This window comes from Paenibacillus sp. FSL R5-0912 (genome assembly GCF_000758605.1).
GTDB lineage: Bacteria > Bacillota > Bacilli > Paenibacillales > Paenibacillaceae > Paenibacillus_AQ.
On record NZ_CP009282.1, the window covers coordinates 5,638,122 to 5,650,820 of the forward strand.

8 protein-coding genes are annotated in these 12,699 nt (G+C 52.4%); all 8 read right to left on the reverse strand.

What is annotated here, in order from left to right:
- Positions 1-631 precede the first annotated feature (631 nt).
- Positions 632-3,022: a glycoside hydrolase family 95 protein gene (locus tag R50912_RS23910; protein ID WP_042238426.1), complete on the reverse strand. Its 2,391-nt coding sequence runs from the start codon at positions 3,020-3,022 to the stop codon at positions 632-634.
- Between the two features lie 83 nt (positions 3,023-3,105).
- Entirely contained in the window at positions 3,106-4,839 is a 1,734-nt protein-coding gene (locus R50912_RS23915; protein ID WP_042238427.1) for a hypothetical protein, read from the reverse strand.
- Positions 4,840-4,909: 70 nt separating this feature from the next.
- Entirely contained in the window at positions 4,910-5,782 is an 873-nt protein-coding gene (locus R50912_RS23920; RefSeq protein ID WP_042238428.1) for a carbohydrate ABC transporter permease, read from the reverse strand.
- Between the two features lie 27 nt (positions 5,783-5,809).
- Positions 5,810-6,676, reverse strand: coding sequence for an ABC transporter permease (locus R50912_RS23925; RefSeq protein WP_442950529.1), 867 nt, complete (start codon positions 6,674-6,676; stop codon positions 5,810-5,812).
- Positions 6,677-6,799: 123 nt separating this feature from the next.
- On the reverse strand, positions 6,800-8,389 hold the full coding sequence (locus tag R50912_RS23930; protein ID WP_042238431.1) for an extracellular solute-binding protein: 1,590 nt from the start codon (positions 8,387-8,389) through the stop codon (positions 6,800-6,802).
- Between the two features lie 322 nt (positions 8,390-8,711).
- Positions 8,712-10,964 (reverse strand): helix-turn-helix domain-containing protein, encoded by a 2,253-nt coding sequence (locus tag R50912_RS23935; RefSeq protein WP_042238432.1) that lies wholly within the window; start codon positions 10,962-10,964, stop codon positions 8,712-8,714.
- Between the two features lie 29 nt (positions 10,965-10,993).
- Positions 10,994-11,488 carry an MFS transporter gene (locus tag R50912_RS23940; protein WP_052416656.1) on the reverse strand — a complete coding sequence of 165 codons (495 nt, stop codon included), beginning with the start codon at positions 11,486-11,488 and terminating at the stop codon, positions 10,994-10,996.
- 203 nt (positions 11,489-11,691) lie between these two features.
- On the reverse strand, positions 11,692-12,675 hold the full coding sequence (locus R50912_RS23945; RefSeq protein ID WP_042238433.1) for an ROK family protein: 984 nt from the start codon (positions 12,673-12,675) through the stop codon (positions 11,692-11,694).
- Positions 12,676-12,699 lie beyond the last annotated feature (24 nt).

Genomic DNA, 12,699 nt, shown 5'->3' on the forward strand with positions numbered 1-12,699 from the left:
GGAAAACGTTTACAAATAACAATATGGATGGATAGATAACAAAATGATGAGCGGAGAGAGGAAATTAACCTGCGAGGGGGAAAAGCGGGCGACGGGGAGACCTGTTCTGCATTATAAGTGTGTTTTGTAGAACGAAAACCGGCCCGGCCCACGCACTCCAGCACATTGCGATTGTATTCGGTTTTTCGCATACATCCGCCCCGCTTGCCTACACGCTGCCCACTGTATTCGGTTTTTCGCATACATCCGCCCCGCTTGCCTACACGCTGCCCACTGTATTCGGTTTTTCGCGTACATTCGGCCCACTTGCCTACATGCTGCCCGTTGTATTCGGTTTTTCGCGTACATTCGGCCCACTTGCCTACACGCTGCCCACTGTATTCGGTTTTTCGCATACATTCGGCCCACTTGCCTGCATGCCTGCACATTGTATTCGGTTTTTCGCGTACATTCGGCCCACTTGCCTGCATGCCTGCACATTGTATTCGGTTTTTCGCGTACATCCTGGGCTCCTCGTTTATCGTTTGGCCTGTCTGGTGGAATCCGGGCAGTGTCCGCTACAACACAAAAGCAGCACACTCCATCCACCTGAAGTGTACTGCAATCTGTATGGACTATTATTTACTCTGCCTTATTTACTCTGCATTATTTGCTCGCCATACTGTACGACTATACGGTCCCCCGGCTGTGTCTGTAGACTAATCAGCCCGTCCGGAGAAAGCTCCAGGCGCTGTTGGTGTTCCCCGCTCATAACCTTCACAGGGCGTTCTGCCAGAATAGAGCATATTCCCCCGTGATGAGACGTAATTTCAACTTGCCCTAGGGCTCCCGCAGTCCAGGTCAGGCTTACTTCAAAGCCGCCGCGTGCCCGCAGTCCCTTCACCCTTCCCTCACCCCAGCTTGCCGGCAAGGCGGGCAGGAACTCCAGATACCCCTGGTGCGATTGCAGCAGCATCTCGGCAATCCCTGCCGTAGCTGCAAAGTTCCCGTCAATCTGGAACGGCGGGTGGGCGTCGAACAGGTTCGGATAGACACCGCCGCGTTCATTGTTAATGGCCTCCGGCTTGACCAGTGTTAACAGATTGGAGATCAGCTGCTTGGCCCGGTCACCCTGTTTGAATCTGGCCCACAGTCCGATTTTCCAGCCCAGACTCCAGCCTGTTCCTCCGTCCCCGCGATTCTCAAGTGAGGTTCTGGCCGCTTCATACAGTCCGGGAACCAGCTTCTCTGTAATCGATCTTCCGGGATAGACCCCGACCAGATGGGAGACATGGCGGTGATGCACATCCTCGCCCTGCAGATCAACCGACCACTCCTGAAGCTGGCCTTGCGCACCGATCTGCAGCGGCAGCAGCCGCGCCTTGGCAGCTTGCAGAGTCTGAATGAATTCTCCATCAAGCTGGAGCAATTCCGCAGCCTGGATACAGTTTGTGAACAGCTCCGCAATCAGCGTCAAATCCATCGTCGCCGCTTCACTGACCGCGTACCGCTTGTCCCCGTCTACGATTTTGTGTTCAGGGGAAGTGGATGGGGAAGTAATGAGATACCCGTCCTTGTTCTCAATCAGCCAGTCCAGGCAGAACATAGCCGATTCCTTCATCACAGGGTATGCGCTCTCCCGGAGATAGGACAGATCACCGCTGAATGCGTAGTGCTCCCACAAATGCTGGGTTAGCCATACTCCGCCCATCGCCCAGGATGCCCATACCGGATCGCCATCGCCGAAGCCTCCAACGGGAGCCGTCTGCGCCCAGAGATCCGCATTATGATGGGCTACCCAGCCGCGGGCGCCATAGTTCGTGCGGGCGGTCTCCCTGCCGTTGACTGCCAGCCTCCGGGTATAGTCAATCAGAGGCTGATGCAGCTCCGCCATATTGCAGACCTCTGCCGGCCAATAATTCATTTCCGCATTGATATTCAGCGTATAGTTGCTGCTCCAGGGCGCCCGGGTATCCTGATTCCAGATGCCCTGCAGATTCGCCGGCTGCGTTCCCGGACGGGAGCTTGCAATCAGCAGGTAGCGGCCATAATGGAACAGGAGCTCTACCAGACCCGGATCATTGCTTCCGTAGGCGGCAATTCTCTGATCCATCGGCATACCCTCCGGGGCCAGGCTCTCTCCAAGGTGCAGCTCTACCCGGTCAAACAGCTCACGGTGGTCGGCAACATGACGGCCCAGCAGCCCGGCATAAGGCTCATCAATAATGCGCTGCACAACTTGCGCAGTGTGCTGCTGCACGTCGTAATCCGCCTTCACTGTGCCGGATTCCGCATCGAAGGAGGTCGCTGCGCTGAAATAGAGAACGGCTTCCGTCGCTCCCGTTACACGGATACCCTCTGCTGTGGCTTCAAGGGTTCCCCCGGTCTGCACAGCGGCCAGGCGGCCGTGGAACTCCAGACTTCGCGGAGACTCCCCGCCATAGCGGACCGGTTCATCCACATCGTAGTAATTCGGTGCCACATATTCCGGGGCATGTCCCATGATCGTGTAATGCTCCCCCTCTGCTTCCGAGCGGAAGCGGAGCGGACTGTCCAGCTTCGCCCGGAAGCTGATCGCATGGTCCTTGCTTGCCGAGAGACGGACAACAATTACCTGATCGGGATGAGAGGCAAAGACCTCACGGCTATACCGGATACCGCCGATCTCATAGGAGACGGTGCCGATACCCGTTGACAGATCCAGATTCCGGCTGTAGTCTCCTTGAATGACCTGTCCATGCTCCATCGTAAGGAGCAGATCCCCGAACGGCAGATACGACTGTACATACGGACCCATCATTTGCTTGCACAGCTCATCTGCTTCTTCATTTTTGCCTTCTGCAATCAGTGCCCTTACTTTAGGGAGAATCTCCTTGGCCCCGGGGTTATTCCAGTCTGTCTTATATCCTGACCACAGGGTATCCTCATTCAGAGCCAGTCGTTCCTTCTCGATACCGCCAAAAATCATCGCTCCCAGTCTTCCGTTCCCGACTGGAAGCGCCTCCACCCAATAAGTGGCAGGCGTATTAAATGAAATATTCATTGCGCAGACTACCTCCATACACCTTAATTTCTATACTGCTGAACCCTTCAATCCTGACAACACTATCATTATATAAGCTTCCATCAGGAAAGACGAATCCGCAGTGTATAATCCAGCGGTGTTATCAGTGTCACAATGACCTTCTGACAGCCGTCCGGATAGCTCATGCCACGGATGTCCGCCAAGTGATGCTCATGGCAGCCCTGGTCGAGCTCCATCCAGTCCTCACCGGAGCTGTAGCGCAGCGTGCCGTTTGTCCAGAATGCTGCCCCGTTCATTCCCGGCACCGGCGTCAGCGCAGAACCTTCAAGTCTGCCCTCGCTCCCAAAGAGCAGGACGATCTGGGTCAGCACATCCACCGGGGATGGTGCAATGAAGTGCAGATCCCAACCGGCATCGTTCTCACTTACCTGGACGGAGACTCCGCTTACCTGAGAATGGGTGAGCGCTCTCTCTCCATGAGGCAGCAGATACCAGGGACTGCAGGGAAAACCGGATCGGGAAGGCAGCTTGTCCGCCGGAATCGTACCGTAGTAGCCCTTCTCAGCGACTGACTCAAGCCGGAAGCCGGTCTCCATCTCCGCAAGCGAGTCCATGGTAATCAGTCCCGGCTCGAAGCTCGAAGCCAGCTGAACCCCAAGCAGCTTTGCCCGGCCATGCCGCAGAGAGAACAGAGAGGAGGCTTCGGTCATCACACTTACGCTGGTCGCTCCGCTGCGGACCCGGACGACCTGTGCGCCGAATTCCGTATGCTGCTTGCTGTGGCGGACAGGGCCACCGTAACCGTCCTGCCCGATTCTGCCCAACAACTCCTGACGGCCCCACATGCCATTGATTACCTTGCGGTACCGCTCAGGCAATTGTCCCGGTTGAACAGAAGAGGCCTGCATCTGCGGATACAGCAGGAAGCCCAGCATAATCTGATTGGGCAGCGAACCCGGATGTGTAATCGAGCCGCCCGCCAAGTCGGCGAGGGCAGCGAATTCAGGGTCGCCGTCATGCTCAGCCATCAGCTTATAGCACAGGTAATAATCTGCCAGCGAGTAGACACTTCCGAAATCCTGCCGCCCCGAATAATCGGTTACTACCTCCCCATCCGGATGAACCAGATATTTCATCATCCCAAGGTTCTGGCGGACCGGCTCCAGCAGCTCAGGCCGGCTCAAATCCTGCGCAGCATAATAGAGCATTATGTCACTGACCGTGTTATAGATTCCGTTACTCCGTTCTGTCCACTCTCCATCCGGGGTGATATCCATCCCCTCCTGAAGCCATTCTCCGGCCCTGGATTGCAGTGATTCCAGCGCAAATATCCGGTATAAAGAACCCAATGCCGCTGTCAGCACCCAGCGGTGATTAGGTGTATGTACGCCGCCGCTCAGCATCGCCGGAATCGTCCGCTCCAGGAAGGTTCTAATCTGCCCAGCCACCGGCATCAGCGGTTGCCAGGTCTGCCGCTCCAGCAGCGTGAGGATATTGGTTAATCCGACTACAACAAACGCCGTATCCGGCGGGGAATGATAATTCGTCCAGCCCGGTGATATCGTACCATCGTCATGCTGAAACCGCAGCATGAAATCCATTGCCACATGCAACTGCTCCAGCAGCACCAGATCCCGGTAATATCGCGACAGAGGATTCACCAGCGCAGCAGCCCATGCCGCAAGGTACTGGGCCGTACCTGTGTGATTCGGCCAGGCAACACCGCTTAGCGGATCACGCACGCCCCCGAAATACCGGCTCTCCCGGTCACCAATTTGCTGCTCCATGGATTCCTGTGTCCATTTGTCATTAATGGCAGTTACCTTCTTGAACATCTGCCTGTTCCCCCTATCCGTCAGCCATTTTTGGGTATGAATACTACAACACCTGCTCCAGGCGAGAGCCTCAGCCTTTCACGGCTCCGGTCATTACACCCGAGACGAAATATCTCTGCAGCCAAGGATAGACTAGCAGAATAGGAACGGTTGCGAACATCACCGTTGCTGCCTTCAGACTCTCAGGTACAACCGTGCTGATCGCGTTCCCCTCCATCCTCATCAGGTCGGACACCTGGCTGTTCTGGATCATATGATAGAGCTTAAGCTGCAGCGGGTACAGCTCCGGTTTCGTAATATACATCAGCGTGTCCTGGAAACCATTCCATCTGCCCACAGCGTAGAACAGGCTCAAGGTGGCAAGCACCGGCATGGACAGGGGCAGAATAATGCGGATCAGTGTACCGAACTGGCTGCTGCCGTCGATCTCTGCGGACTCCTTCAACGCATCAGGAATACCAGCCAGAAATGAGATCAGGATAATCATATAAAAGGGGCTGATCAGCCCGGGCAGAATGAGCGCCCAGATTGTATTGAGCAAATGCAGCTCACGCGTCAGAATATATTCAGGAATAATCCCGCCGCTGAAGAACATCGTAACCACAATCACAAACATGAAGACCTTGCGGCCCTTCAAATCTCTCTTCGACAGCGCATAACCGGCCGCAACCGTCATCACCATGCACAGAACCGTAAACAGCACGGTCAGAAATATAGTAAAGGCCAGCGAGCGGATCATAGCGGCATCACTGAACACTTTTTTGTACGCCTCAACATTGAAGTCCAAAGGGAATAAAGTTACTTTTCCCGAAGTGATCGGCACCGTTCCGCTGAAGGATACAGCCAGAATATGAAGAAACGGAATCAGACATGCCAGCACCGATAGGGTTAGACAGATCACAATCCATGTATCAAACGCCTTGTTAGCTGCTTTTCCACTCATAATGTTCACTCCATATCCAAAGGTTGATTATAGGATGCTCTCGTCCGTAAGCTTCTTGGAGATATAGTTCGCCACCAGCAGGAATATCAATCCGACCACCGCCTGGAACAATCCGACTACCGTAGCCAGAGTATACTGCCCGGATTCCAGGCCGATCCGATAGACAAAGGTACTTAGCACATCCGAGTATTCCATAACAGCAAGGTTACCGATGACAAACGGCCGCTCGAAGCCGATGGAGATCATATTGCCCAGATTAATAATCAGCAAGGTAACGATCGTCGGCTTGATGCCCGGAATCGTAATATGCAGAATACGCTTCAGCCTTCCCGCCCCGTCTACCTCAGCAGCCTCAAACAGCTCCTTATTGATCCCGGTGAGTGCCGCCAGATAGAGAATCGTCCCCCAGCCTGCGCTCTGCCAGACACCCGTCAGCAGGTACGTAATCAACCAGTAATTTTTGTCGGAGAGAAAAGGAATCGCATCCAGTCCCAGGCTTGTTAACAGGTTGTTAATCATCCCGGACTGAACCCCGAACAACTGGTATACGATGCCGCCGATGATTACCCAGGAAATAAAGTGCGGAACATACAGAATCGTCTGGGACAGCTTCTTGAACCAGACCACCTTAAGCTCAAACAGCATAATGGCAATAATCAAGGGTGCGGGAAAAGAGACGATCAGATCAAGAAAATTCAGCATCAATGTATTACGCAAGGTTACATAAAAATCCTGATTCGCAAATACCTCACGGAATCCATCCAAACCAATCCATTCACTTCCGCCGATGCCTTTGAAAAAGTTGAAATCCTTAAACGCAATTTGCACACCATACATTGGACCGTATTTGAAAATGATAAAGAACATAATGGGCAGCACCAGCAATGCGTACATCTGCCAATTTCTGCGGAAATAACGGGTGTGTTCCACAACGATTCCTCCTTCACTGTGCCTTGGGCTGTAAAGGGAGCGGCAAGACCTGCTGCCCCGCCGTTCTCCCTCCCGAACCCTAATTCATTATTTCTGCTCGCTGTAGGCAGCCTTGCGTTCATCCAGAATAGCTTGTCCGCCGCTTGACATATAGTCCTTCAGCATACTCTCATAGGTGACTTCGAACTCACCCGGTGACACCATAATCGACTTCACCATCAACTGCTTCGCCTTATCGCTAAGCGTAGTACCGTATTTGCTCTCAGCTTCAATCGGGCGGCTTGTGAACACAGGCTCAACTACATCGGTAGTTGAAATGGCCAGTGATTTCGCAATAATGTCCTGATATTGAGTTCTGAAGCTCTTCACAAACGCTTCATTGTTCTTCTCCTGACTCTCGAAGATCCGGCCGTTGGCAATAATTCCGATATCCCCGCCGCCCATCAGCTTGTTGGCAGATTCTACAGACAGATCCGGTATGGAGACAGGCACTCCATCTTCCAGCTTATAATGCTCTCCTTCAATCCCGTTCTGAATGTACTTCAGATGGTCATCCGAAGCCATCCAATTCAGATATTTGACCGCTTCTACGGCATGTTTACTGGATTTTGGAATCATGATATACATCCCGTTCGGAGCAGACACCGGCTTCGCCTTCTTGCCTTCACTGTTCGTAAACGGATCTATGGCCGTCAGCACAGCGTTAGGATTGTTCTTCGAGAGCACATCATAAGTACCGTCTGGGTAAAAGATCGCGTCGTTATCGTCACTGAATGCACCCACTAGGCCGTTGCCGATGTTCTGTGTAAGGGTCTCCTTATTCTCATCCAAGGCAAAATCCTTGCTGATCAGCCCTTCATTATACAGCTTGTTCATATATTGGACGGCTTCCTTGAATCCGGGCAGCAGAATCGGGAAATCACGGGAGCTCAGGTTCTGCGTAAGCTCGAAGCGTTCCTGCTCGCTGACCGGCTTGATGAAGGACCAGACCAGAGAGTCGTATTGTGCCACAGCAATCGTCATGCCCAGCGGAATCACCTTGCCGCCGGTTTCGCCCGGGTCCTTCTCCTTGAATGCCGTCAGTGTATTGTATAGCTCCTCCGTGGTTGCCGGAACCGGAAGCCCCAGCTTATCCAGCCAGTCCTGGCGGACAAAGGATGCATACTTGCCCACTGTAGACCGTTTGGCCGGAATACTGTATTGGACACCATCATATTGGCCGTAGCGGAGTGTATCCTCGCCAAGGAACTTTGTCAGATTCTGACCATACTCCTTCAGCAGCGGTGTCAGATCTGTCAGTCCGCCTTGTTCAGCATATTTATTGAAAGTCCCGGAATCATAAGTAAAGACGATATCAGGGACATCAGTTCCGCTGGCCATCAGGACGTTAAGCTTCGTCACTTCCTCCGAGCGGGGGATAGGAATAAATTCCACATTGATATTGTTAGTTTTACCGAAATTCTCTTTAACGTAATTGGTTAAAAAGTTGTCAGAAGCTGTCAGACCCGCAGGAGCATTGCCACGGTCAAAAATTTCGATCTTCAAGCTGCCCGCTTGCTCTGACCCGCCGCTGTTTGCAGCGGAATTCTCTGACGAGCATGCCGATAATAAGAGGGATGACATCATAACCGCTCCGAGACCCAGAGCCACTTTTCCTTTAACGCTATCAATTGTCATATTTCCTATCACCTATCCCTTTCGAAATCTTGTTTGATCAGCCTTTAGCTCTATTATGTTATGTTTCAGGCTTGATCATGGGATGAATTATTACATTTTGTTCTGAAATGTACAATAAACATGTTTCTAGTTGTTTTTTCATGAAAAATCAATCAAAATACAGCATTTTTCATTTCAAATATACAATTATCGTGAATGTTCAGCTCTAAAAAAACAGAAACATCAGAAATACATAACTTATACATAACACATTAAGTTATATATACAGTTAGAAATCAAAAAGCGCAAACCCGGGATAATCAGAATTGGGTTTGCGCAATCACTATTGATCTTCATCTTTATAGAGCTTCAATTTACGGTAATCTCCCGGCGTCATTCCAGTAATGCGCTTGAAGACTCTTCCGAAGCTGATGGAATTAGCATATCCAATCTGCAGCGCGATATCCTGAATACTGTCCGAGGTCGTATCCAGCAGCTCCTTAGCCTTCTTCAACCGCAGCTCCGCCAGAAAGTCCACAAACTTCATATTAAATTCTCCCTTGAACAGATAGCTGGCGTATTTCGCGGAGATCTGGAACCGCTCGCTCAAATGGCTCAAAGAAAGATCCGGGTTGGCATAGTGCTCCTCAATATAATGTTTAACCTCCATGATCATGACGCGGTGGCTCTTAAGCTCATTGACCGACACATAGACATGATAGGTTTCATTCAGCCATCCGGTCAGCAGCAGCCTGATCTCCTCCAGATCAGTGCATCCCCGGATGCGTTCCCGCAGTCCTCCAGTCCATTCTGCCGCGAGTTGCCGGTCCAGCGTGTCCGAAATCCCCTTAAGCTCCTGCTCCAGTGCCTGCAGCATAACCTCCAGAAGCATGTAGATCTCTTCATCCTTCATATGATCCTTACGGAAGGAATCGAAAATTTCGTCCAGCCGGATTCTCCAGTTCTCGCCTGACAGCCGGAATTCCCGGACAAGCTGTGTAAAGCTCCCAAAATACTTGTAGCTCTGTAGTGCAGAGTCGTCATTCTGCCGGTCCATAGGGACCGCCGCTATATCTGTGCCCATCGCGAGCCGGTGACTCAGCACTTCAGCAGCCGCTGCATAAGAGTACTGGATATCCTGCCAGGACTCCACCACCGAACCAATCCCGAAGGTAAGGGGCATCCGCAGATTATCGAGAATCCAGCTATGGCAGCCTTTTGCTAGCTCAAGCATGGTATCCGGGTTATCCTCTGCAGATCGGTACCGGAGACCAATAATGATCCCCAGCCGCTGCCCGCTTATCCATTCAGACCATGCCTGTAGCTGCTTATCCGCCAGCAGATCCCTGAGTACGTTGGTCAATGCAAATTTCAGCAGATTCTGATCCTGCAGCGATAAGGCATGCCATTCCTTCTCCCGGTTCAGCTCTGCCACAAATACAACAAAGCCCTCGAACTCGTAGTTGCCCTCGAAAGGGTCCAGTGCTGCCAGCCGCTCCGCTGCCTCCTTCGGCCGTTCACCCCCGAGGAAATCCAGGAACAGCTCCCGGCGCTGAATAACCAGATTCTCATAGCGCTCCCGTTCATAATCCGTAGTCATTTGCACCAGCCTGTCCAGCGCATTATGCATCAGGACCAGCTCATCCGAATCAACGGCAGCAGCAGTATGCTGGACTTGCGGCTGTAATGCCTGAATCCGCACCATCAGTTGATGGATCGGCCGGTAATTACGCCTTGTGATATAGATGATATAGAACACGCCCAGTGCAATGGTCAGCAGCCCTAGGATGAACCAGACATAAGAAATAACAGAGATCCAATCGAATAAGCGGCCAGCCTGGAGTCCGCTCTCGAAGGTCCAGCCCAGATTCTTCGCCTGGACCTTCGAGAGTGTTCTGTTATTCTCACCGTCTGCGGCTGGAGAGGAATCATAGATCGGAGTACCTGCCGCATCCTTGATCCGTAAGAATGACAATTCTCCATTTGTTAAGCTGTCCACCAGACGCTCCATGCGGTGTACGCTGACATTAATCACGATATAACCATCGGAGCCCCAAGGTATCGGAAGCCTGCTGGCCAGACTGATGACCGGTCGCAGATCCTGGGAGTTCCTAGGCTGGTACATCCGTACAGCACTCCAGCCCTGCTGCTCCTTGTGCGCGGATAGTTCATCCAGGTAAGTATCCTCAAGCGTCTGCTCCGAATTCATATACCCGCTTTGGCCCAGCATCAGCTTGTCCTTGTTGCGGTAGACATAGATGGAATCAATGAGACTGAAGCGTTCCGCGAGACGGTTCATACTCTGAACCACTTCATAGGAGCCATTGACCGGCGGGGCATTACCGGCGGAATCATCCAGGAAGTCATTATAGGAATAATTATTCCCGATCTCCTGCAGTACCCCAAGCTCTACATCGCTTAAGGTCCGCTCCACTGTATCGACAATATAGCTGGTGGAGATGTAATTGGCTTTTGCAGTCTCGCTGCGGGACAACTCTGTAACAATCATAAAGGCCAGAAATATAAGTACGGTAACTACAAGCAGAAAGACAGGGAAGTATGAAAATAGCATCCGACTATACCAACTGCGCTTCATAGATCTTCCCCTTCCTTTTATTTATGATATTACTGCTTCTGTGACATGGATTTGACCCTGTACAGCAGCAGCGCACCAAGCGCGGCACTGACCGTGCAGGAGAAGTACATTAGCCCCGCACCACCGGTCTCAAGCAAATAGCCATTGTGCAAGTTTCCGGCAATGCCTCCGAGTCCGACGAACACCATATTGAACAGGCTTGGCCCTGTGGCCTGCAGTTCCTTGCCCGTTATGGAGGCTACATACTCCACGGCAGCAATATAGAAGAAACCAAAGGACAAGCCATGCAGCGTTTGGACTCCCATCATAACACCAGGAATGGGAATGAGCCATTGGATCGTCCACCGGAGCATGTAGACCGCGGAAGCCAGCATCAGCGTTTTTTCATAACCGTATCTCTTCAAGACTCTGGATGCAACCAGCATAGCAGGGACACTGGTAATGGAAGCAATCAACAGGGCAATCAGATTAAAGAGAAGAAACGGACCCCAAAGATCTGTAACTCCCATCCAGTTCAGATACATCCCGCCAAAATACCCTCCCAGTGCAGTGCCGATACTGCCGAACAGCCGGATGGTCCCAAAGGAGGTTCCTGCCGCAGAAGCAGCATTTACTGCATACGAGTCGGCAATGGGCGTCTGTGTACTACATCTTCAGGAGCACTTCGCCCTCCCTGCTGCTAACAGAGAATCTCATTATACTTGTTCCAGGTTTCATATTCATACCCTCAGTTCTTTCCTGTGCCCGCAGCCAGTCTGCTTCTTGCCGCAGCTGCGGCTCCTATCGCTCCCGCCTGGTTGCCTAGCACAGCCTGCCGGAGTATTAGGGATTGCTGAGGAGTGTAACGGCTAACTCTTGCCGCAATCTCCTGCACATAGCCCGGGTTCTTCTCCACGACTCCGCCGCCCAGAATGACAAGCTCCAGATCCAGGGTGAGGGCTATATTTTTCACAGCCGCCGCCATCTGCTCATACGCCTGATCCAGCAGCTTCATTGCCGTCTCGTCCTTGCGCTGCGCTGCAGCAAATACATGCTCCGCCCGGATCCTGCCGCCTTGCGCCAGCTCCCGGATTAGCGAGTTACTGCTGTTCTTGTACAGCTCGGCAGCAGCCTTAGCCCCAATTCCCGTGCCGGATACCTCCATTTCAAAGGGGCCAAATTCGCTGTATTCAGGATCAGTAGCGTTAGAGACCACCCCAGGCTCAACGATCAGATAGCCGATCTCGCCTGCGGCGAAGCTGGCCCCCCGGTACAGCTGCCCATTCAGGAACAGTGCACTTCCTACTCCCGTCCCTACCGTGATCATTATGAAATGCTCCGAACCGGTAGCCGATCCGGCAGCATATTCTCCCATTGCAGCCATGTTCACATCATTGTCAAGCGCCACCAGTCCCGGATAATGCGCCGCTATAACCGGACGGATATCGGTCATTGCAGGCCAATTCAAGGCCGGTGCGCTGGTCAGCGTGCCTGTACGCTCATTCATGACTCCCGGGAACCCGATGCCCACTCCCTGCAAGGAGGAGAGCGTAGTTCCATTGCGTCTGCAGAACTGCTCCAGTTCACCGAATAACCAGCGGAAGAACACCTCCGGCTCCCGGCTAAGCTGTGTCTCCAGCTTATACTGTTCAAGAACAGTTCCATCCTCATCCGTTAGACACAGGAGCGTTTTGGTTCCGCCCACATCAATTCCAGCCGTACACCTATTCATTTAGGATCCCTCCAGCAGTTCTGT

What these genes read in the sequence shown, in the direction of transcription:
- R50912_RS23940 (WP_052416656.1), bottom strand. Translation starts at nt 11,488, where the DNA reads ATGTATCTGAACTGGATGGGAGTTACAGATCTTTGGGGTCCGTTTCTT.
- R50912_RS23910 (WP_042238426.1), bottom strand. Translation starts at nt 3,022, where the DNA reads ATGAATATTTCATTTAATACGCCTGCCACTTATTGGGTGGAGGCGCTT.
- R50912_RS23945 (WP_042238433.1), bottom strand. Translation starts at nt 12,675, where the DNA reads ATGAATAGGTGTACGGCTGGAATTGATGTGGGCGGAACCAAAACGCTC.
- R50912_RS23925 (WP_442950529.1), bottom strand. Translation starts at nt 6,676, where the DNA reads ATGTACGCATTGCTGGTGCTGCCCATTATGTTCTTTATCATTTTCAAA.
- R50912_RS23930 (WP_042238431.1), bottom strand. Translation starts at nt 8,389, where the DNA reads ATGACAATTGATAGCGTTAAAGGAAAAGTGGCTCTGGGTCTCGGAGCG.
- R50912_RS23920 (WP_042238428.1), bottom strand. Translation starts at nt 5,782, where the DNA reads ATGAGTGGAAAAGCAGCTAACAAGGCGTTTGATACATGGATTGTGATC.
- R50912_RS23935 (WP_042238432.1), bottom strand. Translation starts at nt 10,964, where the DNA reads ATGAAGCGCAGTTGGTATAGTCGGATGCTATTTTCATACTTCCCTGTC.
- R50912_RS23915 (WP_042238427.1), bottom strand. Translation starts at nt 4,839, where the DNA reads ATGTTCAAGAAGGTAACTGCCATTAATGACAAATGGACACAGGAATCC.